Here is a 23597-nt window from a genome sequence, read left to right on the forward strand (position 1 = left end):
ATGCGCGGAGGCCGCGTATGAGCGCGCAGAAAACTGCTTTGATCATGGCCGGTGGCACCGGCGGCCACATCTTTCCGGGCCTTGCGGTGGCCGAAGAGCTGCGTACACGCGGCTGGCGTGTGCACTGGCTGGGCGCGCCCGGCAGCATGGAGTCCCGCATCGTGCCGCAGCACGGCTTTGTGCTGGAACTCATCGACTTTTCGGGCGTGCGCGGCAAGGGGCTCGTCACGCTGGCCCTGCTGCCGCTGCGCCTGCTGCGTGCGTTCTGGCAGGCGCTGCAGGTCGTGCGCCGTGTGAAGCCCGATGTGGTGGTGGGCCTGGGTGGCTACATCACCTTTCCGGGAGGCATGATGGGTGTGCTGGCCGGCAAGCCGCTGGTGCTGCACGAGCAGAACTCGGTGGCCGGCATGGCCAACAAGGTGCTGGCGGGCGTGGCCGACCGGGTGTTCACCGCCTTCCCCAATGTCTTGGCCAAAGGCCAGTGGGTGGGCAACCCGCTGCGCGCCGCGTTCACGCAGCAGCCCGGCCCGGCCGAGCGCTTTGCCGGGCGCACCGGGCCGCTGCGCTTGCTGGTGGTGGGCGGCAGCCTGGGGGCGCGCGCCCTCAATGAGATCGTGCCGCAGGCGCTGGCGCTGATGCCCGCCGCGCATCGCCCAAGCGTGATCCATCAAAGCGGCGCGACACAGATCGACCAGCTCCGTGCCAACTACGCCGCAGCCGGCATCGAGGCAGAGCTGACGCCTTTCATCGACGACACCGCCAGCGCATTTGCAGCGGCTGACATCATCGTTTGCCGCGCGGGCGCGAGCACCGTCACCGAGATCGCCGCCGTGGGCGCCGCAGCGCTGTTCGTGCCCTTCCCGTCGGCGGTGGACGACCACCAGACCACCAACGCGCAGTTCCTGGTGAATGCAGGCGGCGGCTGGCTGGTGCAGCAGCGCGACCTGACGCCCGAGGGGTTGTCACAAATGCTATTGAAATTGGAGCGCCCTGCGCTTGTAGATATTGCGCTGAAGGCCAAAAACATGCAAAAAATCAACGCCACCCGCGAAGTGGTGACTGCCTGCGAGGAGCTTGCAGCATGAAACACGCGATCAGGCACATCCACTTCGTCGGCCTGGGCGGCGCGGGCATGAGCGGCATCGCCGAGGTGCTGTTCAACCTGGGCTACCGCATCTCGGGCTCGGACCTGGCCGACAGCGCCACGCTGCGCCGCCTGGAGGGGCTGGGCATCAAGACCTGCCTGGGCCATGCGGCTGCGCACATTGACGGTGCCGATGCGGTGGTCACCTCCACCGCCGTCACGCCCGACAACCCCGAGGTGCTGGCCGCGCGCGAGAAAAAAATTCCCGTGGTGCCCCGCGCGCTGATGCTCGCCGAGCTGATGCGCCTGAAGCAGGGCATCGCCATTGCAGGCACCCATGGCAAGACCACCACCACCAGCCTTGTGACCAGCGTGCTGGCCGAGGCGGGCCTGGACCCGACGTTCGTCATCGGCGGAAAGCTCAACAGCGCAGGCGCCAACGCCAAGCTGGGCAGCGGCGACTACATCGTGGTCGAGGCCGACGAGTCGGATGCGTCATTCCTGAACCTGCTGCCCGTGATGGCCGTGGTGACCAACATCGACGCCGACCACATGGAGACCTACGGCCACGACTTCGGCCGGCTCAAGGGTGCTTTCGTCGACTTTCTGCACCGCATGCCTTTTTATGGCACAGCGGTGCTGTGCGTGGACAGCCCGGCGGTTCGCGAGATCCTGCCCAGCGTGACCTGCCCGGTCACCAGCTACGGCTTTTCGGAAGACGCCCAGGTGCGCGCCATCAACGTGCGGGCCGAGGCGGGCCAGATGCGCTTCACGGTGCAGCGGCGCAATGGCGTCACGCTGCCCGACATGGAGATCGTGCTCAACCTGGCGGGCGAGCACAACGTGCTCAACGCGCTGTCGGCCATCGCTATCGCTGTGGAGCTGAACATTCCCGACGAAGCCGTGCAGCGCGCGCTGGCGGGCTTCAAGGGCGTGGGCCGGCGCTTTCAGCGTTACGGCGACCTGCCCGCCAAGGATGGCGGCACATTCACCGTGATCGACGACTACGGCCACCACCCCGTGGAGATGGCCGCCACGCTGGCAGCTGCGCGCGGAGCGTTTCCGGGTCGCCGCCTGGTGCTGGCGTTCCAGCCGCACCGCTACAGCCGCACGCGCGATTGCTTCGAGGATTTTGTGAAGGTCATTGGCAATGCCGACGCGGTGCTGCTCACCGAGGTGTATGCCGCTGGAGAAGCGCCCGTGGTGGCGGCAGACGGCCGCTCGCTGGCCCGGGCCTTGCGGGTGGCAGGCCGCGTGGAGCCGGTGTTTGTGGACAACGTGGCCGACCTGCCCCAGGCCATTGCCGACAACGCGAAGGGCGGCGATGTGGTGATGTGCATGGGCGCAGGCTCCATTGGCGCGGTGCCCGGCAAAGTGGTGGAAATGCTACAAAATAATGAGCTACCAGCGCATGATGGGAGAGCGCTATGACCGGTTTTGATCCAAGTATTGATGTGAAATCCCTGGGCAAGGTTGCCGTGCTGATGGGCGGCGACTCGGCCGAGCGCGAGGTCTCTCTCATGTCCGGCAGCGGTGTGCTGCAGGCGCTGCGGTCACGCGGTGTGGATGCACACGCCTTCGACCCCGCGCAAAACGCATTGGCTGATTTGAAGCGCGACGGCTATGCGCGCTGTTTCATCGCGCTGCATGGCCGCCATGGCGAAGACGGCACCGTGCAGGGTGCGCTGGAGCTGCTGCGCATTCCGTACACCGGCCCGGGTGTGATGGCCTCGGCCATTGCCATGGACAAGGTCATGACCAAGCGGGTCTGGCTGGCCGAGGGCTTGCCCACGCCGCGTTATGTATGGCTGGCACCCGACCGCCAGCAGCCTGAGGTGGTGCGCACCGTGCCCGACGAACTGGGCCTGCCCCTCATCGTGAAGCCGCCGCGTGAAGGTTCGTCCATTGGGGTGACCAAAGTGCGCGGCAACGAAGACATGCAGGAGGCCGTGCAACTGTCGGCCCAGTACGACCCCGACGTGCTGTGCGAAGAGTTCATCGAAGGCGAAGAGGTGACCTGCCCCGTGCTGGGCCAGGGTGCCAGCGCCCGCGCGCTGCCGGTGATCCGCATCGTGGCGCCCGATGGCGCGTACGACTACCAGAACAAGTACTTCACCGACGACGTGAAGTACCAGTGCCCGAGCGGCCTGCCCGAAGTCGAGGAGCGCGAGATCCAGCGCATCGTGCTGGAGGCCTACCGCACGCTGGGCTGCCGGGGCTGGGGCCGTGCCGATCTGATGATCCGCGCCAGCGACCGCAAGCCGTTTCTGCTGGAGATGAACACATCCCCCGGGATGACCGGGCACTCGCTGGTGCCCATGTCAGCACGCGCGTCAGGTATCAGCTACGAAGAGCTGTGCCTGCGCATCCTTGCCGACGCGGCGCTGGACACACCCGCAAGGCCCAAGGCCGACTGATGACCAACACGTTGCCAGCACCCCTGGACGTCAAGCTCATGAACCTGACCGCAACGGTTTTGTTCGTGGGCTTTGTGGCGTTCGTGCTGGCGGCGGGCGCCTGGTGGGTGCTGCGCTACCCCGGCTTTGCCATTGCACGCATCGTGGTGCAGGGCGAGCTGGTGCACAACAACGCCGTCACCCTGCGGGCCAATGTGGCGCCGCACCTGGCGGGCAACTTCTTCACGGTGGACCTGCGCGCTGCGCGCGAGGCTTTCGAGCAGGTGCCCTGGGTGCGCCGCGCGCAGGTGCGGCGCGTGTACCCCGGCAGCCTGCAGGTGGCCCTGCAGGAGCACGAGGCCGTGGCGTACTGGGGCAGCGAATCGGGCTCTGCGCTGGTCAATCGCCAGGGCGAGGTGTTCGAGGCCAATGTGGGCGACGTGGAGCAGGACGACCTGCCGCGCCTGCTGGGGCCGGCGGGCACCTCACGCGAGGTGCTGCAGATGCACGGGTTGCTGGAGCCTGTCCTCAAGCCCCTGGGGCTGGAGATGGAAACGCTGGAGCTGACAGGGCGGGGCGGCTGGCGCGCCACCTTGGACAGCGAAGCCGTGGTGGAACTGGGCGGAGGCTCCGCGCAGGAAGTGGTGCAGCGCACACAGCGATTTGTGCGCACGCTCACGCAGGTGGCCGCGCAGTATGGCCGGCGCCCGGACGCCCTGGAGTCGGCGGATCTGCGCCATGCGGGCGGCTATGCACTGCGCCTGCGCGGCGTGACCACCGTGAGCGCGGAATCCGCAGCCGCCGGTGCCGCCCCCGGCGCCGTGCGCAGGAGGTAGGGGCATGCAGGCACACAACGAAGTCGGCAACAAGCGGTGGACGGGACAGCGGGACAGAACCGAGAAGGGCAGAGACTGATATGGCAAGAGAATACAAAGACGTCGTCGTGGGGCTGGACATTGGCACCGCCAAGGTCATGGCCGTGGTGGCCGAGGTTCTGCCCAATGGCGAGCTCAAGCTCGCAGGCCTGGGCGTGGCCCCGAGCAATGGTCTCAAGCGCGGCGTGGTGGTCAACATCGACGCCACGGTGCAGAGCATCCAGCAGGCCCTGAAAGAGGCCGAGCTGATGGCGGACTGCAAGATCCAGCGTGTGTACACCGGCATCACGGGCAGCCACATCCGTGGCCTCAACTCCAGCGGCATGGTGGCCGTGAAGGACAAGGAAGTCACCTCGGCCGATGTGGCGCGTGTGGTCGAGACGGCCAAGGCCATCAACATCAGCAGCGACCAGCGCCTGCTTCTGGTGGAACCGCAAGAGTTTGTGATCGACGGGCAGGATGTGAAAGAGCCCATCGGCATGAGCGGCATCCGCCTGGAGGCCAAGATCCACATCGTGACCGGTGCGCAGAGCGCGGCCGAAAACATCATCAAGTGCGTGCGCCGCTGTGGCCTGGAGGTGGAGCAGCTCATGCTGAACCCGCTGGCCAGCAGCCAGGCCGTGCTGACCGACGACGAGCGCGAGCTGGGTGTGGTGGTGGTGGACATCGGCGCGGGCACGACCGACGTGGCCATCTTCACCGGCGGCGCGATCCGCCACACGGCGGTGATCCCGATCGCGGGCGACCTCATCACCAGCGACATTGCCATGGCGCTGCGTACGCCCACGAAGGATGCCGAGGACATCAAGGTGGAGAGCGGCTACGCCAAGCAGCTGCTGGCCGATCCCGAGGCGCAGGTGGAAGTGCCCGGCCTGGGCGACCGCAGCCCGCGCATGTTGAGCAAGCAGGCGCTGGCCGGTGTGATCGAGCCGCGGGTGGAAGAAATCTTCTCGCTGGTGCAGCAGGTGGTGCGCGAGTCGGGGTATGAAGAAGTGCTGTCGTCAGGCATCGTGCTCACGGGCGGCAGCTCGGTGATGCCCGGGATGATCGAGCTGGGCGAAGACATCTTCCTCAAACCCGTGCGGCGCGGCATTCCCAAGTATTCGAGCGCCCTGGCGGACATGGTGGCGCAGCCGCGTGCCGCCACCGTCATGGGTCTTTTGGAAGAGGCCCGCCTGGCACGGCTGCGCGGCTTCAAGGTGGCGCAAAAGAGCGGGTCGATGAAGACCGCGTTCGGGCGCTTCAAGGATTTCATCGTGGGGAATTTCTAGCCATGAAATATCCCCTTTGGCTTGCACGCGGCAGCCCGCACCGAAGACCGCGCGAGCGATGGCGATGTACAGGACCGCCTCGCTCTGCCGCACCCCAGACCTCATTTCCCCATTGGCAATTGCATACGAATCTAGAAACAGGAGCTCCAACATGACCATCGAAATGATCGAAGCCGAAGAATTCAACCAGGGCACCCAGATCAAGGTGATCGGCGTGGGCGGTGGCGGCAGCAACGCTGTCGAACACATGATTTCCCGCAGCGTGCAGGGCGTGGAGTTCGTCAGCGCCAACACCGACGCGCAGGCGCTCACGCGCAGCACGGCGCACCGTGTCATCCAGCTCGGTGGCAGCGGCCTGGGCGCAGGCGGCAAGCCTGAAAAGGCGCGCGATGCGGCCGAAGCCGCGGTGGACGACATCCGCGACGCCATCCAGGGCGCGCACATGCTGTTCATCACCGCGGGCATGGGCGGCGGCACGGGCACGGGCGCTGCGCCGGTGATTGCACGCGTGGCCAAGGAGATGGGCATCCTCACCGTGGGCGTGGTCACCAAGCCTTTCGACTGGGAGGGTGGCCGTCGCATGAAGAACGCTGACGAAGGCCTGGCCGAGCTGGAAGCCAACGTGGATTCGCTGATCGTGGTGCTCAACGAAAAGCTGCTCGATGTGCTGGGCGACGACATCACCCAGGACGAAGCCTTTGCACACGCCAATGACGTGCTCAAGAACGCCGTGGGCGGCATTGCCGAAATCATCAACGAATACGGCCAGGTGAACGTCGACTTTGAAGACGTGCGCACCGTGATGGGTGAGCCCGGCAAGGCCATGATGGGCACGGCCACCGCCAGCGGCCCCGACCGCGCGCGCATCGCCGCCGAGCAGGCCATTGCCTGCCCGCTGCTCGAAGGCATCGACCTGTCGGGCGCCAAGGGCGTGCTGGTGCTGGTCACGGCGAGCAAGGGCAGCCTCAAGCTGTCCGAGTCGCGCCAGGCCATGAACACCATCAATGCCTACGCATCGACCGACGCACATGTGATCTTCGGCGCGGCCTATGACGAAACCCTGGGCGACGAGATCCGCGTGACCGTGGTGGCCACGGGCCTGTCGCGTGCCAACGCACGCCGCCAGCCCATCTCGGTGGTGCAGGGCGGCCTGCGCACGGGCACGGACAACATGGCCTACCAGACGCCAGTGGTCGGCGTAGGCACGCTGGGCGGAGCCGTGCAGGGCGGCCACGCCGGTGGCGCACAAGCCGACTACGGCAGCATGTCGGTGCCCAGCGTGTGGCGCACCAACCGCACGCAGGCTGCAGCCCGCGTGGATGCCCTGTCGTCCGGCGGCATGGATGACCTGGAGATTCCTGCGTTCCTGCGCAAGCAGGCGGATTGAGGTTTGCTATGAATAGATGAGCGCGTTGCGCTTTTCATCATTGGATTTCAGAAATCAAAGCAGCTGAAATCTTTTGATGGAGAGCGTAAGCAGCTATTCATCTGATAGCAAGCGCAAGGCTTTGCTGGTCCGTAAAAAAGCCCCGGTCGCAAGACCGGGGCTTTTTCTATTTGGATGTGCTCCCCGCGCTTCAGAAGCTCTCCCAGTCTCCCGCATCGTCCCTGCCGGGTTTGCTGGCTGGGGCGGTGGGCGGCAGCGCTGGTGGGGGCTTGCTCGCTGCAGGCTTGCGCAAGGCCGCCGGAGTGGCAGGGGCTCTGATCTTGGGCGCACCGGTTGCCGGGCGCGGTGCGGGGGCAGGCACTGTGCGGGCGGTTGTGCCGGACGCCGTGCTGCCATTGACCCGGAAGAGTGCCACCACCTGGGTGAGTTTCATGGCCTGCTCGCGCAGGCTGTCGGCGGCGGCCGTGGATTCTTCCACCAGAGCCGAATTCTGCTGCGTCATCTGGTCGAGCTGGTTCATGGCCGTGTTGACCTGGGCAATGCCCTGGCTCTGCTCGGAAGTGGCCGAGCGGATTTCGCCAATGATGTCGGTCACGCGCTGCACGCTCTCCACAATCTCGGTCATGGTGGCGCCCGCGCTGCCCACCAGCTGGGTGCCTGATTCCACCTTCTCGACCGACGCATTGATGAGCGCCTTGATCTCCTTGGCCGCCTCGGCGCTGCGCCCGGCCAGGCTGCGCACCTCGCTGGCCACCACGGCAAAACCCCGGCCCTGCTCGCCTGCGCGGGCGGCTTCCACCGCGGCGTTCAGCGCCAGGATGTTGGTCTGGAAGGCAATGCCATCGATCACGCCGATGATGTCGCTGATCTTGTTGCTGCTGGCGTTGATGTCCTGCATGGTGGACACCACCCGCGACACCACTTCGCCCCCGCGCGCTGCCACCGCAGCGGCCGATGTGGCCATCTGATTGGCGGTCTGGGCGGAATCCGAGGTCTGCCGGACGGTGCTGGTCAGCTCCTCCATGCTGCTGGCGGTGCTCTGCAGGTTGCTGGCCGTGTCTTCCGTGCGGTGGGCCAGGTCGTTATTGCCCTGGGCGATCTCGCTGGACGCGGTGGCGATGTTTTCGGTGGCGGAGCGCACCTCCGTGACCAGCTGGCGCAGGGAGGTGACCATGTGGCCCAGGCCATCGAGCAGCGAGCCCGCGGGCGCCGCCGGAATGGTGGTGTCCAGATTGCCCTGCGCCACTTCGGACATCACCGCGATGGCGTCGGTCGGCTCGCCGCCAATCTGGCGCAGTACCGAGCGCGCCACCAGCAGGCCCACGCCGCCCACAACCACCATGACCGCCAGCACGATGGCCAGGTTGGACAACAGCGTCTTGCGCACCAGCTGGTCGATGTCGTCGGTGTAAAGGCCCGAGCCCACCATCCAGTTCCAGCCGTCCACGCGGATCACGTATTGCAGCTTGGGCACCAGCGCCTGAGAACCCGGGCGCGCAAACATCGTGGGCACAAACACCCGGCCGTTTGCGCTGGCGCGCAAGGCATCCGAGATCTGCTTGAGGATGTCCGTGCCCGCCCCGTCCTTGACCTTGCCCGCCATGTCCTGGCCCTCCCACTCCGGCTTGATGGGGTGCATGACACCCTTGGAGTCCAGGGTCCAAATGTAGAAATATTCGGTTTTACCGTCCGGGCCGCCAAAGCGCGAAACGCGCAGCGCTTCCTTTGCGGCCTTTTGCGCATCTTCCAGCGGCATGGCACCGCTGGCAGCTTTCGACTGGTACGACGCCACAATGCTGTGGGCGGACTGCACTGCGGTGGTCAGCAGCTCGCGCCTCGATTCGATGATCTGGGAGCGTTGCTGCAGCAACGAACTGACGGCCATGAACAGCAAGGCCACCAGCGCCGTGGCCAGCATCAGCAAGATCTTGCTTCTGAAACTCAGTGTGTTCATGAGATAACTCCTTGGGATCGGAAAAATATACGCCCCGGACAATCGCCAGCGAAGGGGTTTGCCCCGGTGGCGGGCAGGCCTCTTGATGTGCATCAACCAGTCGTAACCGATTGTGGAATGGCCATTCGCCGGCGGGGGCAGGGAAAACGAGCGGGACGCTGGCCACGGTGCCGCTTGGACCCGTGCGGCGCATGGGCACCCCCGCGCCCCTAAAATGCGTCCATGCTCCAGCAACGCACCTTGAAGACTCTGACCCGCGCCGTGGGCGTGGGGCTGCACAGCGGCCAGCGGGTCGAGCTGACCCTGCGGCCCGCGCAGCCGGACACAGGCATCGTGTTCCGCAGGGTGGACCTGCCCCAGCCGGTGGACATCCCCATCCGTGCAGACGCCGTCACCGATACCCGCCTGGCCTCGACCATTGCGGTCGGCAGCGCCAAGGTGCACACGGTGGAGCACCTCATGTCGGCCTGCGCAGGGCTGGGCATCGACAACCTGTATGTGGACATCACAGCCGAAGAGGTGCCCATCCTGGACGGGTCCTCCGCTTCGTTCGTGTTTCTGCTGCAAAGTGCGGGCGTTGAGCTGCAGAACGCGCCCAAGCGCTTCATCCGCGTGATTCGGCCGGTGGAAGTGCGGGAAGGTGAGGGCGCCAACGCCAAGTGGGCACGCCTGTCGCCCTACCACGGCTACAAGCTCAGCTTCGAGATCGACTTCGACCACCCGGCCGTGGACTCCACTGGCCAGCGAGTCGAGTTCGATCTGGGCGCCGGCAACTACAGCCGCGACATCGCCCGCGCTCGCACCTTCGGCTTTACCCGCGATGTGGAAATGATGCGCTCCAACGGGCTCGCCCTGGGCGGTGGGCTGGACAACGCCATCGTGATGGACGACTACAAGGTGCTCAACAGCGATGGCCTGCGCTACGACGACGAGTTCGTCAAGCACAAGATCCTCGACGCCATGGGCGACCTGTACCTGATTGGCAAACCGCTGCTTGCCGCGTACAGCGCGTTCCGCTCGGGCCATGCAATGAACAACCTGCTGCTGCGCGAGCTGCTGGCCCAGCGCGATGCGTGGGAGGAGGTCACGTTCCAGGACGAACGCCAGGCGCCCACCGGTTTTGCGCAGCCTGCCCGGGCCTGGTAAGGCAGCCTGTCATGCTGATCGTTCGCTGGCTCGCCCTGTTTCTGCTGCTCGCATCGGCCGTGTGCTTCGGTTTTTATGTGGGCACCGGGCAGGTGTTCTACAAACGGCTGGGGCTGGTGATTCTCAAATGGACGATCATCGCCGCCGTCGTTTTCTTCGTGGTGGTCCTCGTCGAGCGATTACTCTGACGGCCCGGCGCCGCAACGGCGCTGGCCTATACTCGCGCCTGCTCCGGGGTGTGCTGATGCGCTGAGATGCAAGAGTCCTGAAGGAATTCAGGCGAGCTTGCGAACCCGACGAACTTGATCCGGTTCATACCGGCGGAAGAAGAGCCGACCTCCTTGTCCCGTGCCCGCAGACCCTGTGGGCACGCCATGCCTCAGGTGCTGCCATGCGCAGCCACCTGAGGGGCGCACAGGTCCATTCCGGAGCAGACCCCCACCGCTACCGGAACCAGGAGACCTGCTCATGAACGCCCCCGATCCCCACGCCCAACTCGCCGCGCCCGAAAAGTTTGCCGAGTTGCTTGCCCGCACCCGCGAACCCTTCCCCGCATCCCGCAAGGCCTACATCCCCGGCCACCTGCACGCCGACCTGCGCGTGCCCGTGCGCGACATCGCGCTCACCAACGGCGAGCAGGTCAGCGTGTACGACACCTCGGGCCCTTACACCGACCCTGACGCCGTGATCGACGTGCGCCAGGGCCTGGCCAGCGTGCGCGGTGGCTGGATCACTGGCCGCGGCGATGTGGAGCACTACGAAGGCCGCGCCCCCGTGGCGCTGGACGACGGGCAAAAGAGCGAAGACGCCACCCGCCTGGCACAGCTGCGCGCCGAGGCCGCCGCGCTGCAGCGCAAGCCCCTGCGCGCCAAGGCCGGCGCCAACGTCACGCAGATGCACTACGCTAAGAAAGGCATCATCACGCCCGAGATGGAGTACGTGGCCATCCGCGAAAACGGCAAGCGCGAGTGGATGGAGCAGTACATGGCCGATGCAGGCCGCGAGCAGCGCCTGATGGGCAACCCGATGGGTGCCAGCATCCCGCGCATCATCACCCCAGAATTCGTGCGCGACGAGGTGGCACGCGGCCGCGCCATCATCCCGGCCAACATCAACCACCCCGAGGTCGAGCCGATGGCGATTGGCCGCAACTTCCTGGTGAAGATCAACGCCAACATCGGCAACTCGGCCGTCACGTCGAGCATTGAGGAAGAAGTGGAGAAGCTCGTCTGGGCCATCCGCTGGGGCGCCGACAATGTGATGGATCTGTCCACGGGCAAGAACATCCACACCACGCGCGACTGGATCGTGCGCAACTCGCCCGTGCCGATTGGCACCGTGCCGATCTACCAGGCGCTGGAAAAGGTGGGCGGCGTGGCCGAAGACCTGACCTGGGCGATCTTCCGCGACACGCTCATCGAGCAGGCCGAGCAGGGCGTGGACTACTTCACCATCCACGCGGGTGTGCGCCTGGCCTACATCCACCTCACGGCGCAGCGGCGCACGGGCATCGTCTCGCGCGGTGGCTCCATCATGGCCAAGTGGTGCATGGCGCACCACCGCGAGAGCTTTTTGTACGAGCACTTCGAGGACATCTGCGACATCATGAAGGCGTACGACGTGTCGTTCAGCCTGGGCGACGGCCTGCGCCCTGGCTGCGCGTCCGACGCCAACGACGAAGCCCAGTTTGCCGAGCTGCACACGCTGGGCGAACTGACCCAGGTGGCCTGGAAGCATGACGTGCAGACCATGATCGAAGGCCCCGGCCATGTGCCCATGCACATGATCCAGGCCAACATGACCGAGCAGCTCAAGACCTGCCACGAAGCGCCGTTCTACACCCTGGGCCCGCTGACCATCGACATCGCGCCGGGCTACGACCACATCGCTTCGGCCATCGGCGCGGCCATGATCGGCTGGATGGGCACGGCCATGCTGTGCTACGTGACGCCCAAGGAGCACCTGGGCCTGCCCGACCGTGATGACGTGAAGCAGGGCATCATTGCCTACAAGATCGCTGCGCACGCGGCCGATGTGGCCAAGGGCCATCCGGGCGCCCGCGCGCGGGACGATGCACTGAGCCAGGCGCGTTTCGATTTCCGCTGGCAGGACCAGTTCAACCTGGGCCTGGACCCCGACACGGCCAAGGAGTACCACGACGAAACCCTGCCCAAGGACTCGGCCAAGGTGGCGCACTTTTGCTCGATGTGCGGCCCCAAGTTCTGCTCGATGAAGATCACGCAGGAAGTGCGCGACTTTGCAAAGCAAAAGGGTGTGGCCGAGGCTGAAGCCCTGGCCCAGGGCATGCAGATCAAGGCGGCGGAGTTCCAGCGCCAGGGCGGGCAACTTTATATTCCCCTCACACCGGCGCCATAAGCCTGCCTACTGCCCCCGAGGATTCCCTGTATCAGGGCCCGGGGGGCGTGCTTACCCTGTGCGGCAGATGCAGGCACCCGCTCTATAGTCCCGCCACCCCCGCGGCTCCACAAGACCCCGGCGGGGGTTCTGTGGCACTGAATTTGCTATGCTGAGCTATCTGTTAAAAAATGTAAGGAAGAGCCCATGAACGCTCTCGGCCGCTTCTCGATCCGCACCCGCCTGTACTTCGGAACCGTCTTTTCCCTCATTCTTCTTGTCGTCATTGGTGCCATGGGCTATGTGGCGCTGGACCGCACGCGTGGCACGCTGCAGGTGCTGTTCTCCGAAAGGGTGCAGACACTGACCGACATGTCGGACCTGCGCACCACTTTGGGTGATGTGCGCCGGATTGAAAAAGACATCATCATCAACTTCAACAACTCGGTCGAGGTGTCCACGCTGCGCGAAACCTGGGCGAAGACCCTCGGCGGGCTGCGCAAGAGCCTGGCCGATGTGCGCCAGGTGCAATCGGGCGATGCAGATTTCGTGGCGTCCATCGACAAGTCGCTGGACGAAATCAAGCAGTACGAAACCGGTATCTCGCCCATCTTCGAGAAGATCGAGGGCGCGCAGCTGGACGGCGCCGGCGGCGGCGCCTACGCCGACCGCCTGAAGGTGCACATGGAGGCCACCGACAAGCTGTTCTCCAGCCTGGCCACTTCGGCTCGCGCGCAGATGGACGAAGCGCGCGAAGGCGTGGAGTCGCGCACCTCGGCCATGTCTGCGCTCATCGGCATTGCGTTGCTGCTGGGCTTGGCGGTGCTGATTCCGCTCACCTTCTTCAGTGTGCGCTCCATCACCAAATCGCTGGGGCAGGCGCAGGAGCTGGCCGAGCGCATTGCCAGCGGCGACCTGTCGCGTGATGTGACGGTGATGAACCAGGACGAAGTGGGCCAGCTGGTGGGCGCCATGGGCCGCATGCAGGACGCGTTGCGCGGCCTGGTGCGCCAGGTGCAGGATGCGGCGGGCAACATCTCCACCGCCAGCTCCGAAATCGCCAGCGGCAACCACGACCTGAGCCACCGCACCGAGCAGACCGCGGCCAACCTGGAAGAAACTGCCTCGTCGATGGAGGTGCTGACCAGCACGGTGCAGCAAAGCGCGCAGTCGTCCCGCCAGGCCAGCGACTTCGCGTCGTCGGCCGCTGAAGTGGCGGCACGCGGCGGTGCCGTGGTGTCGCAGGTGGTGACCACCATGGACCAGATCACCACCAGCTCGCGCAAGATCGCAGACATCACCGGTGTGATCGACTCCATCGCGTTCCAGACCAACATCCTCGCGCTCAACGCCGCCGTGGAGGCTGCGCGTGCCGGTGAGCAAGGGCGCGGCTTTGCCGTGGTGGCCAGCGAGGTGCGCAACCTGGCGCAACGCTCTGCGTCCGCAGCAAAAGAGATCAAGTCCCTGATTGGCTCGTCGGTGGAGCGGGTGGAAGACGGCTCGCGCCTGGTGAGCCAGGCCGGGCAGACCATGACCGAGATCGTGAGCAGCGTGCGCCGCGTGTCCGACATCATTGCCGAGATCACCGCTTCGTCGGCCGAGCAGAGCGACAACATCGGCCAGATCAGCCAGTCCGTCACCCAGCTCGACCAGATGACCCAGCAGAACGCGGCGCTGGTGGAGGAGTCCACCGCAGCGTCCGAATCGCTGCGCGAACAGGCGCGCCACCTGAGCGACGCGGTCAGCCAGTTCAAGTTGCAGGAGGGCGGGGCCGCTTCGGTGGCCTCTGCGTTCAGCGCGCCCGCGGCGCCCCCGGCACCGGCCGTGGCGGCTAGCTTGCGCCGGCCCGCGCTGCAGATCCGGTAAATTCCAAGACTTTTTGGCTGCTAGCGCTTATCCAGTAAGCGCTAGCAGCTATTAAATTAATAGCAATCTTTGGCTGGCAGGGCTTGCGCTCGCAGGGTTTGCACCCAAGCCGACTTGCCAGGCCCGCGGGTGAGCCGCCGGTGTGGCGAAGCCTGGGCTCAGCTGCGGCGCTTCAATCCCGCGTGACCCGCAGCACTTCCTCGCGGCTGGTGATGCCGGCGGCGATCAGCCGTTCGCCGTCTTCCCGCATCAGCGCCATGCCATCGGCGATGGCGGCGGTGCGGATGTCGGCTTCGGACGCCTGGTTGTGGATCTGCGCCCGGATCGCATCCGTGGTCACCAGCAGCTCGAACACGCCCGTACGGCCCGCGTAGCCCGTGTGGCCGCAGGCATCGCAGCCCGCACCGTGGCAATGGCTGCAGTACTTGCGCACCAGGCGCTGGGCCAGAACACCCAGCAGGGACGACGACAGCAGGAAGGGCTCGACCCCCATGTCGGTCAGGCGCGTGACGGCGCTGGCCGCATCGTTGGTGTGCAGCGTGGCCAGCACCAGGTGGCCGGTGAGCGAGGCCTGGATGGCGATCTGCGCGGTCTCGAAGTCGCGGATTTCGCCGATCATGATGATGTCCGGGTCCTGCCGCAGGATGGCGCGCAGGGCCTTGGCGAAGGTCAGCTCGATCTTGCTGTTGACCTGCGTCTGGCCCACGCCCGGCAGCTCGTATTCGATGGGGTCTTCCACCGTCATGATGTTGTTGCGCGTGGCATCCAGCCGCCCCAGCGCTGCATACAGCGTGGTCGTTTTGCCCGAGCCCGTGGGCCCGGTCACCAAAATGATGCCGTGCGGCTGGCTGATCAGCCCCTCGAAGCGGCGCAGCGTGTCGCCCTGCATGCCCACGGCTTCCAGGCTCAGCTTGCTTTCGCTCTTGTCCAAAAGGCGCAGCACGGCGCGCTCGCCATGGGCGCTGGGCAGGGTGGATACGCGCACATCGATGGCGCGGGTGCCCAGGCGCAGGCTGATGCGGCCGTCCTGCGGCAGGCGCTTTTCGGAGATGTCGAGGTCGGCCATGATCTTCAGGCGCGAGATCAATGCCGCGTGCAGCGCGCGGTTGGGCTGCACCACCTCGCGCAGCGTGCCGTCCACGCGAAAGCGCACGCTGCTGTGGCGCTCGTAGGGTTCGATGTGGATGTCGCTGGCGCCATCGCGCGCCGCCTGCGTGAGCAGGGCGTTGAGCATGCGGATGATGGGCGCGTCGCCGGCCGATTCCAGCAGGTCCTCCACGGCAGGCAGCTCCTGCATCATGCGGGAGAGGTCGGCATCGCTTTCGACCTCGCTCACCACGGTGGCGGCGCTCGATTCGCTGTGCGAATAGGCGGCGCTGATGCGCTGGGCCAGGGCCGGGGCATCGAGCGGCAGCAGCTGCTGCACGGCATGCTTGCGCAGCACTTCGGATAGCGCCCCCGCATCGGGGCTGGGGCCGTGCCACAGCACCAGCTGGTGGCCGTCATCTTCCAGCAGCAGCTGGGCCGTGCGCGCAAAGGCGTAGGGCAGGGGGTGGCGCATGGGGGTCAGGGCAAACGGGGTTGCACGGGGCTGGCTGGCAGCGGTGCGGGGGTGGCGCCGGTGGCGTCCGGCCTGGGCGGCAAGGCCGGCAGCACAGGCGCACCGGACACCGAGCGCATCACCGTGCTGGGCGCCGGCTGGGTGGCCTGCTGCAATGCACGGATGGCTTCGTAACGGTCGATCATCAGCGCCTCGCTGGTGGCGTTGTCACGCACCACGATGGGCCGCAGGAACACCATGAGGTTGGTCTTGTTGCGCGAGCGGTTCTCGCTCTTGAAGAGGTTGCCCAGCACGGGGATGTCGCCCATCACGGGCACCTTGTCCTGGCTTTGCGAGTAGCTGTCCTCCAGCAGGCCGCCGATGACGATGATGCTGCCGTCGTCCACCACCACATTCGACTCGATGGCGCGCTTGCTCGTCGTGGGCCCGTTGATGGAGCCCAGCGTGGCGCGGTCGATCTTGGAGACTTCCTGGTAGATGGACATCTTGACGGTGCCGTTCTCGCTGATCTGCGGGCGCACCTTGAGCATCAGCCCCACGTCCTTGCGCTCCACGGTGGTGAACGGGTTGACGGTGTTGTTGTTGCCCGTGTTGGCGTACGAGCCGGTGACAAACGGCACGTTGTCGCCAATGATGATCTTGGCTTCCTCGTTGTCCAGCGTCATCAGGTTGGGGGTGGAGAGCACGTTGGCATCGCCACTGTTTTGCAGAAAATTGGCCAGGGCGCCCAGGTAGTACTGGCCATTGATGCGCGGCGCCAGGGCGAGGTTCAGACCCTGACTGAGGCCGTTGGAGCCTGTTACCGCGCTGCCAATGGCGGCCGGGTTGCCCGACGCGAGGGCTGCGGTAATGCCCAGGATGTTCGCCCCGGCCTGGCCGGAGTTGGTGCCGATCACGCCCACCGTGCCATCGCCCTGCTTGCCGAGGATGCCCTGCCACTGGATGCCGAACTCGGCCAACTTGTTGGCCGAGACTTCGACGATCAGGCTTTCCACCAGCACCTGGGCGCGGCGCCCGTCGAGCTTGTCGATCACGGCGCGCAGCTGGCGGTACTGGGGCTCGGGTGCGGTAATGATCAGCGAGTTGGTGGTGGGGTCGGCCTGGATCTGCCCACCGGTGGAAGGCTCGTTGCTGGTACCGCTGCCCATGCTGCTGCCCATGCCCAGCCCTGTGTTGGTGCTGGAGCCCGACAGCCCGCCGCCCGCCGACAGGCCGCCGGCGCTGTTGCCGCTGAGCCCGCCACCGGACGGTGCCGGTGCCGTGCTGCCCGCCGAACTGGCGCCCGCACCGCCGCCGGTGCCCATCGCTGCCATGGCAGCGCGCAGCGTGGTGGCCAGCTTGGTGGCGTCGGCGTTTTTCAGATAGACCACATGGATGTTGCCGCTGGCCGCGCTGCTGCCCGGCGCAGGCGGCTGGTCCAGCCGCTCCACAAGCGACCGCACCAGGGCCACGCGGGCCGGGTTGGCGGCGCGCAGGATCAGCGAATTGCTGCGTGGCTCGGCAATCAGCGTGGTCTTGAACGAGGTGTCGGCCTGGCCGGGCGCCGCGCCCGCCGCGGGCGCCGCTGCGGTGCCGCTGCCGTCGATCAGGCGCGCCACCAGCGGCGCCATGTCGGTGGCAATGGCATTGCGCAGCGGGATCACCTCCACATCGCTGGCGTTGGACACATCCATGGCGGCCACGATGCGCGCCAGGCGCTGCAGGTTGTCGGCGTAGTCGGTGATCACCAGCGAGTTGTTGCCGGGGTTCACGTTGATGGTGTTGTTGGGGCTGATGAGCGGGCGCAGCACCGGCACGAGGTTGGCCGCGTTTTCAAAGTTGAGCTTGAAGATCTGCGTGACGATCTGCCCGCCCGCGGGCGCGCTGCCGCTGCTTCCTTGCACCACGCTCACGCTGCCACCCTGCAGCTTGGCGTCGGCCTCGGGCACCACCTTGTACAGGCCGGCCGCCTCCACCACCGTGAAGCCCTGCAGCCGCAGCGCCGCCAGGAACTGCTGGAACGCCGCAGCCGGGGGCACAGCGCGTTCCGTCACCAGGTTGAGCTGGCCTTTGACGCGCGGGTCCACCACCACGTTGCGGCCGGTGATGGTGGCCATGGTGCGCGCAACGGCCTCGATCTCGGCGTTGGCAAAGTTCAGCGTCACCGGTTCGCTCTGGCGCACGCTGCCGGTGCCCGTGCTCACAGCAGTTTGAGCAACAATTTGGCCGCTGGCGCTTGCCAGTAAAGCGCTGGCAGCTATTGTTTTGAGAGCGAATCGCAGGTGTGGCGAAAACAGGAAGTTCATAAAGTCAACCTACGGTGATGATGGAGCGCGCGCCACTGCGCCGTCCGATGATGTTCAGGAGATTGGACAGGGCCGCCTCACGCTCCGGGCTGGCGCTGGCCTCGCCCGCAAAGCGCAGGCGCTGGCCCACCCACTGGCCGGTGCCGCTGAGCTGCAGGTGCCCGTCCAGGGTGCTGAGCGTGAGCGTGGGCACATCACCACCCTGAAACACAAGCCGGTAGCTGCCCATGGGGCGCAGGGTGGACAGGCGCGAGGACATGGCCCGTGCCTGCACCTCGGCCTGGCCCCCCAGCACCATGCGGCCCGCGGCCCAGTTCACAGTCAGGGCCTGGGTGCGCAGGGCCAGCTGGCCCTGGGGTTGCAGCGTGTTCCAGGGGGTGCCCAGCCCGGCCAGCAAGGCGGCGGGCCATTGGCTCTGGCCATCGGCCACCGCCAGCTGCACACCGGCCCAGCGCACGCGCGCCTGTGCCTGCAGGGGCGCGGGGGTGCAGCAGCTGGTGTTCAGCTGCGCACGCACGCCGCCCAGTGCGGGGCGCAGCTTCCAGTCCACGCTGCCGGGCAGGGCGGCGCGGTCCTGGCTGGCAGCGCCGCCGGTCAGCACCAGTTGTGCCGAGCCTGTCCAGACCGTGCCGCGCGCCTGCAGCAGCTGCACCTGGCCGCCGGTGGCGCCGGCCACCGCACCGGCCAGCCAGTGTGCGGGGGCAAACACCACCACCGCCGGGAGCACGCCCGCCACTGCGCCCAGCAGTGCCCAGCCCCAGGCGCTCAGGGGCGCACGGGCGGCTGCAGGGGCTTTGCGAGGGCGGGAGGGGCTGACCACGGGTGCTTGGCAGAAATGAGAAGGATGTGCTCAAGGCTGGCCGGGGGGCAGCGCGAGCACCAGGGTGCCATCCCAGCGGGGCATGTCGGGTGGGGGATTGCCCAGCATGGCTGGTGCAGTGCCTGCAACGGGTGCCGCTGTGCTGCGCGTGAGGCGTGCCTCGACCGGGGCGGCCCGGGCATTGCTGCGGGCCTGTGCCAGCCACTGGCCCAGCGCATCGGCCGGGGCCCCCTTGAACGTGACCGTGGCGCGGTCGCCCACCATGTTGAGCTGCGCCGTGTTGCCCAGGCGCTGCGCGAGTGCGGTGCGCAGTGCACCGGCTGCGTCGCCGCGCCCGGTGGCGGGCGCTGCCTGCAGCTGCTGGGCCTCGGCGCGCAGGCTTTGCATGCGCTGCAGTTGCGCGTCCAGCTCGGCATGGCGCGCGGGTGCGTCACGCAGCGTGGACAGGGCAGGGGCCAGCGCCAGCCACCACAGCAGCGCGAACGCGACCAGGCCGCAGGCCGCAAGCACCAGCGTCTGCTCGCGCGGTGCCAGTGCCTGCCAGCGAGCGGCCAGTGCTGCAGAGGTGGGGGAGGGGGTCTTGCGTGTCATGGGGTGCCTTCCGCGCGCAGCAGCAGGCTGCCGTCGTCCAGCTGCGCCCGGTAGCCGGCGGCCTGCAAGCGGGCCGACAGTGCGGGTTCTTCATCCGGGGCCAGGGCAACGCCCCGCAGGCGCAGCTCGCCGGGCGAGTATTCGATGGTGGTCGGCTGGCGACCTGCGGGCAGGGCCGTGCCGGCGGCAGCCAGCAGCGGCTCCAGGTCGCGCGGTGAAACGCTGCCCGCTGCCTGCCGCAGTTGCGCCAGCTCGCGCTCCATCTGCAACGGTGCATCCACCACCACCTGCACCTTGGGGAAGGTCTGGGTCAACAGCGTGCGCACGGCGGTCTGTTTGGCGGCCAGTGTCTGGCGCTCCTTCCAGGCCCAGGCATTGAGCCCGACCAGGTGCGCCACCACCAGCAGCACGGCACCCCAGCGCGCAGCGCGCCACTGCGGGGCATGCAGCAGTGCACTGGCCACGCTGCCAGCCTTGCGCAGGGCCCGGGTGCGGCCCGTGCTGGCCAGTTCGAACTGCGCCAGATCCCAGTCGCCGCGCGCGGCCTCCAGCGCGCGCTGGCTGGCCGTGTGCAGCGTGGCGCGCTGCCCCAGCGTTTGCTCGGCCAGCGCGGCCACGGCAGGCTCGGCGCGCACCAGGGGTGCGGCATCCTCGTCCTCGGGGCCAGTGCCTGCCACCGTGCCGGCGCGCGCCAGTGCCATGGCCATGCTGGACAGGGGCAGCACGGCCACGCCGTGGTCCGCACCCTGGCCGGTCAGCACCACGCAGGCGTCTTCAGGCGTGCCCAGGGCGCACAGTTCGGGGCGGCCACTGGGCGTGGGGCCGGGGGCAAATTCGGGCACCACACGGGCCACGTGGCGGCCCGCAGCTTCCAGGGCCTGCAGGTGTTCCCGCAGCCAGGCCCGGTCGCACACGGCCACCCACACAGGCGCGCCTGCGTGCGCGCCGGGCTCGATGGCAAAGTGCAGCTGGGCGGCGTCGTCCAGCACGCGGTCTTCCAGCAGGCCTTCCAGCACCGACCGCAGGCGCGGCGTCTGCTGGCCTGCGCCCAGCGGCAGGCCCGGGGGGAGCTGTACGCGCTGCCACGACAGTGCCCGCGCGGGCACCACGGCCACCACCTCGCCGCCGGGGCGGGTGGGCTCGGGCAGCAGGGCGGCCGGGGCCGTGGCGTGGCGAAGGGCGGTGTGGCCGTCCGCCGTCAGCGTGTAGCTGTATTCGGTGGCGGGGCCCGGGCGGGCCGATGGCAGGAAAAGGATGAGGGTGCTCATGGACGGGTTTTGCAGGCCATTTTAGGGGGCAGGCATGACGGCGCCCGGTCCTGCCGGGGTCGGGTTGTGGTGGGCGCACTTCTCATCGCAGGGCCTGTTGCGGGGTGTCGGCAGTTTCGCGGTCGAACGCGCCGCGTTCGCGCCACAGCGTGGTGACCTCCATGCCGATCTTTCGCACCAGCGAACGCTCGTCCACCATGGCATCGCCCAGGCGCAGGCGCCCGCGCACCTCGAAATAGGACGAGGCGACCGCGAGCGAGCCGACGGAACGGTCGTAGCTGGCGCCCAGCAGTGGCCGCACATCCTCCAGCGTGCGGAAGTGGCGGGTTTCGCGGGTCTGCACGATCTGCTGGGCAGAAGCCATGTCCAGCCCCTCAATGGCGGCCATCAGCACGTCCACATTGGCCGTGTTGATGTTGACCGGCGTGCGCACCGGCAGCAGAGTTACGTGCGGACTCAGCGCGGCAATGGTGGCCGGCGCGAGACCCAGCCAGCCCAGCTGCGAGACGGAGGGGGGCATCAGCGGGGCGTCGGTGCTGCTGTCCTCTGCGGGCGCGGCCTGGGCACGCTGCAGGCCGCTGGCCAGCAGGGTGAGCTCTTGCCGGGGCAGCCCCAGGCGTTCGAACAGGCGGGTGAACTGCGCCAGCGTCACGGCCTGGTCGGCCGCGGTTCCCGTCAGGTTGCGCAGGTTCAGGCGGCCCTGCAGGTCCGAAATCTGGCCGGAAAGAAAGGCCTCGGTGGTGTCGGTGCTGGCGTCATCCACCTGGCTCACGTTCTTGTCGGCCGCGAGAAAGGTGGACAGCCGGGCCTCTTGAAGCGGCACGGCCCAGGGCTCTGCCAGGTGGTCCGCGCCGCCCGCGCGCCCGTCCTCCCGCAGGATGAGGCGCGACCAGTCCAGCGCGCCCACCAGAATCCAGGCCGATTGCACGTGGCCGCGCTCGGCGGTTTCGACCTCGACAGCACGCCATTGCTGCCACATGGCCGACGCCGCGAACGTGGCCACCAGCGTGACGGTGAGCATGGCCAGCAGCAGCGCCGCGCCACGCTGCGTTCGAATCCGGCGCTCGCCGGGCCGGGCGCTCATGACCGCCCCCCGCCCAGAACGGGGTTGACCCAGTCGCGCGTCAGCCGTCCGGCCAGGGCCTGGCCGGGCGGCAGGGTGATCTGCAGGCGCACACCATCCGGAAGGGCAGTGGTGCCCGCCGGGCTGGTGCCGGTGCTGGAGAGGGGGTTGGTCCACGCCCCGCCCCGGTAGTAGAAGATCTGCCATTCCTGCAGGGGCATCAGCGTCATTTCGTAGCGTCTCTCGGCCTCGCCCGGGCTGCGCGCCCACTGCGCGGCCAGCTGCCATGCCGCCTGCCAGTCGGCGCGGGTGCGCACGGGCGGCGACTGCCAGCGCATCCACTGGCCCGCACCCTGCGTGCCCCGGCGCGTCCAGGCCACGACCAGCGCGCCTTCGTCGGGCACCGCGCTGCTGCGCCGGGTCAGGCGCAGCACCTGGCCGTCCCAATCGAGCGGTGTGGTGTTGGCAATCGGCAGCAGCGCATCGAGGTCCGCCCCCCACTGGCCCAGCGCGGCCTGCAGCACCAGCATCTCGTCGGCCCGCTGCCGCGTGATCTCCTGCGCCCGCACCATGCCATCCAGCCCGCGCCAGCTCAGGATGGCCAGCAGGCTCATCACCGCAATGGCCAGCAGCAGCTCGACCAGGGTGAAGCCGCGCGAGCCCCGGGCCTTCGAAACCGGCGTGGCGCCATCGCGAGGACGGCCAGCAAGGGCCGCCCCGCAGCTAAGGCCGTCGTCCCCTCGGGGGGATGCCGCAAAGCGGCTCAGGGGGGGCATCGCTAGTATCTTCCGACGATGGTGGACACCCGCAGGATGGAGTTGCTGCCATCCAGTACCTGCGCATCAACCCGGCGGAAACTCGGGTTCGGCGTGGGGCGCACGATCAGCGCCACCGTGAGCTGGCGCCCCGCCTGCTCGCAGGTGACCGTGCTGTCGCCCACGCTGGGCATCTGCCGCGACAGGCGCGCCGCGACCAGTTCGTTCTCGGCGCACAGCTGGGCCAGCACGATGTCGGACTGGCGCAGGGCATTGCGGGTGAGGGCGGTGGTGGCCTGCAAGCCCGCCATGAGCGCGATCGCGACGATGCCCAGTGCCACCAGCACCTCCACCAGCGTGAAGCCGCGCTGTGGCGCGCGGCGGAGAGGGGCGCGCCGTGTGCTCACCGGGCGGGCTCGACCGTGAAGGGGCGCACGCCGTCGGTGGCCACGCGCAGCGTGCGTTCGGGATGGGCCTGGTGGGTGATCAGCACCTGCTGCGGGCCAATGAGCGGCTCGGGCCCCAGCACCAGCACCGTGGGTACCAGCACCGTGGTGCCCGCGTCCAGCCATTGGCTGGGCAGTGCCGCCTGGGCACTGGGTGGCAAACCCTCGAAGCGGAAACCGCCTGCGTCGCCGCGCCAGCGCACGGGAATGCCGCCAGCCCGCGACTGCGCCCGTGCCGATTCGAGCAGTGCTGCCAGCCGTGCCGCCTCGCGCTCGATCAGCGCCTGCCCGCTGTCGCGCAGGGCCAGCCCCACGCCGGCAGTGGCCAGCGCGACGATGCTGACGACCACCAGCAACTCCAGAAGCGTGAAGCCGCGTGAGCGGTTCATGAGCGGTTCATGAACGCTTGCGGCGCGCGGTGCAGGCCAAGAGCGACACGCAGTGCGCGACCGTGGGGGCCAACGGTTTCGCCGC

Annotated in this window: 20 protein-coding genes and 1 riboswitch; of the genes, 10 read left to right on the forward strand and 10 right to left on the reverse strand. The window is 67.6% G+C overall.

The features are described 5' to 3' along the window. The first annotated feature begins 17 nt into the window (after window positions 1-17). From murG to ftsZ, 6 genes are all read left to right on the forward strand, one after another. Entirely contained in the window at window positions 18-1085 is a 1068-nt protein-coding gene (gene murG / locus AAFF19_RS05080) for an undecaprenyldiphospho-muramoylpentapeptide beta-N-acetylglucosaminyltransferase (protein ID WP_342721409.1), read from the forward strand. Continuing rightward, window positions 1082-2515: a UDP-N-acetylmuramate--L-alanine ligase gene (murC, locus tag AAFF19_RS05085; RefSeq protein ID WP_342721410.1), complete on the forward strand. Its 1434-nt coding sequence runs from the start codon at window positions 1082-1084 to the stop codon at window positions 2513-2515. Before murG ends, murC begins: the two co-directional genes overlap by 4 nt. Then, the gene (locus AAFF19_RS05090) at window positions 2512-3501 is read left to right on the forward strand and encodes a D-alanine--D-alanine ligase (protein WP_342721411.1); all 990 of its coding nucleotides are present in this window, start codon (window positions 2512-2514) and stop codon (window positions 3499-3501) included. The genes murC and AAFF19_RS05090 overlap by 4 nt, the downstream gene beginning before the upstream one ends. Continuing rightward, window positions 3501-4316, forward strand: a complete 816-nt coding sequence (locus tag AAFF19_RS05095; RefSeq protein ID WP_342721412.1) for a cell division protein FtsQ/DivIB — start codon at window positions 3501-3503, stop codon at window positions 4314-4316. Before AAFF19_RS05090 ends, AAFF19_RS05095 begins: the two co-directional genes overlap by 1 nt. A gap of 80 nt (window positions 4317-4396) precedes the next feature. Further along, window positions 4397-5626, forward strand: coding sequence for a cell division protein FtsA (gene ftsA, locus AAFF19_RS05100; protein WP_015012559.1), 1230 nt, complete (start codon window positions 4397-4399; stop codon window positions 5624-5626). A gap of 151 nt (window positions 5627-5777) precedes the next feature. After that, window positions 5778-7013, forward strand: a complete 1236-nt coding sequence (ftsZ, locus tag AAFF19_RS05105; protein WP_342721413.1) for a cell division protein FtsZ — start codon at window positions 5778-5780, stop codon at window positions 7011-7013. 190 nt (window positions 7014-7203) lie between these two features. On the opposite strand, the gene AAFF19_RS05110 is transcribed toward ftsZ, so the two are convergent. Then, a complete protein-coding gene (locus AAFF19_RS05110; RefSeq protein ID WP_342721414.1) occupies window positions 7204-8967 on the reverse strand; it encodes a methyl-accepting chemotaxis protein in 1764 nt (587 codons plus the stop codon). A 222-nt stretch (window positions 8968-9189) separates the two neighbouring features. On the opposite strand from AAFF19_RS05110, the gene lpxC reads away from it, so the two are divergent. The 4 genes from lpxC to AAFF19_RS05130 all read left to right on the forward strand — a co-directional run bounded on the left by lpxC (window position 9190) and on the right by AAFF19_RS05130 (window position 14334). Further along, window positions 9190-10113: a UDP-3-O-acyl-N-acetylglucosamine deacetylase gene (lpxC, locus tag AAFF19_RS05115; RefSeq protein WP_342721415.1), complete on the forward strand. Its 924-nt coding sequence runs from the start codon at window positions 9190-9192 to the stop codon at window positions 10111-10113. Between the two features lie 11 nt (window positions 10114-10124). Beyond that, window positions 10125-10301 carry a hypothetical protein gene (locus AAFF19_RS05120; protein ID WP_008903717.1) on the forward strand — a complete coding sequence of 59 codons (177 nt, stop codon included), beginning with the start codon at window positions 10125-10127 and terminating at the stop codon, window positions 10299-10301. 34 nt (window positions 10302-10335) lie between these two features. Continuing rightward, window positions 10336-10459: riboswitch (TPP riboswitch) on the forward strand. A 122-nt stretch (window positions 10460-10581) separates the two neighbouring features. Next, the gene (gene thiC / locus AAFF19_RS05125) at window positions 10582-12489 is read left to right on the forward strand and encodes a phosphomethylpyrimidine synthase ThiC (RefSeq protein WP_342721416.1); all 1908 of its coding nucleotides are present in this window, start codon (window positions 10582-10584) and stop codon (window positions 12487-12489) included. Window positions 12490-12675: 186 nt separating this feature from the next. Beyond that, entirely contained in the window at window positions 12676-14334 is a 1659-nt protein-coding gene (locus tag AAFF19_RS05130) for a methyl-accepting chemotaxis protein (protein WP_182118137.1), read from the forward strand. Between the two features lie 172 nt (window positions 14335-14506). Here the strand turns inward: AAFF19_RS05130 and AAFF19_RS05135 are convergent, their stop codons facing one another. The 9 genes from AAFF19_RS05135 to AAFF19_RS05175 all read right to left on the reverse strand — a co-directional run bounded on the left by AAFF19_RS05135 (window position 14507) and on the right by AAFF19_RS05175 (window position 23512). After that, complete coding sequence (locus AAFF19_RS05135) at window positions 14507-15895, reverse strand: ATPase, T2SS/T4P/T4SS family (protein ID WP_342721417.1); 1389 nt, start codon at window positions 15893-15895, stop codon at window positions 14507-14509. A gap of 5 nt (window positions 15896-15900) precedes the next feature. Then, on the reverse strand, window positions 15901-18180 hold the full coding sequence (gspD, locus tag AAFF19_RS05140; RefSeq protein ID WP_342721418.1) for a type II secretion system secretin GspD: 2280 nt from the start codon (window positions 18178-18180) through the stop codon (window positions 15901-15903). A 4-nt stretch (window positions 18181-18184) separates the two neighbouring features. Beyond that, on the reverse strand, window positions 18185-19000 hold the full coding sequence (gene gspN / locus AAFF19_RS05145; protein ID WP_342721419.1) for a type II secretion system protein N: 816 nt from the start codon (window positions 18998-19000) through the stop codon (window positions 18185-18187). Between the two features lie 30 nt (window positions 19001-19030). Next, a complete protein-coding gene (gene gspM / locus AAFF19_RS05150) occupies window positions 19031-19591 on the reverse strand; it encodes a type II secretion system protein GspM (RefSeq protein WP_008905587.1) in 561 nt (186 codons plus the stop codon). After that, complete coding sequence (gene gspL / locus AAFF19_RS05155; protein WP_342721420.1) at window positions 19588-20859, reverse strand: type II secretion system protein GspL; 1272 nt, start codon at window positions 20857-20859, stop codon at window positions 19588-19590. The genes gspM and gspL overlap by 4 nt, the downstream gene beginning before the upstream one ends. A gap of 82 nt (window positions 20860-20941) precedes the next feature. Continuing rightward, complete coding sequence (gene gspK / locus AAFF19_RS05160; protein WP_342721421.1) at window positions 20942-21943, reverse strand: type II secretion system minor pseudopilin GspK; 1002 nt, start codon at window positions 21941-21943, stop codon at window positions 20942-20944. Further along, complete coding sequence (locus AAFF19_RS05165) at window positions 21940-22698, reverse strand: prepilin-type N-terminal cleavage/methylation domain-containing protein (RefSeq protein WP_342721422.1); 759 nt, start codon at window positions 22696-22698, stop codon at window positions 21940-21942. The genes gspK and AAFF19_RS05165 overlap by 4 nt, the downstream gene beginning before the upstream one ends. 2 nt (window positions 22699-22700) lie before the next feature. Beyond that, window positions 22701-23084 carry a type II secretion system minor pseudopilin GspI gene (gene gspI / locus AAFF19_RS05170; protein WP_008905591.1) on the reverse strand — a complete coding sequence of 128 codons (384 nt, stop codon included), beginning with the start codon at window positions 23082-23084 and terminating at the stop codon, window positions 22701-22703. Further along, the gene (locus tag AAFF19_RS05175) at window positions 23081-23512 is read right to left on the reverse strand and encodes a prepilin-type N-terminal cleavage/methylation domain-containing protein (RefSeq protein WP_342721423.1); all 432 of its coding nucleotides are present in this window, start codon (window positions 23510-23512) and stop codon (window positions 23081-23083) included. The genes gspI and AAFF19_RS05175 overlap by 4 nt, the downstream gene beginning before the upstream one ends. Window positions 23513-23597 lie beyond the last annotated feature (85 nt).

It is taken from the genome of Acidovorax sp. FHTAMBA, assembly GCF_038958875.1.
Taxonomy (GTDB): domain Bacteria; phylum Pseudomonadota; class Gammaproteobacteria; order Burkholderiales; family Burkholderiaceae_C; genus Acidovorax.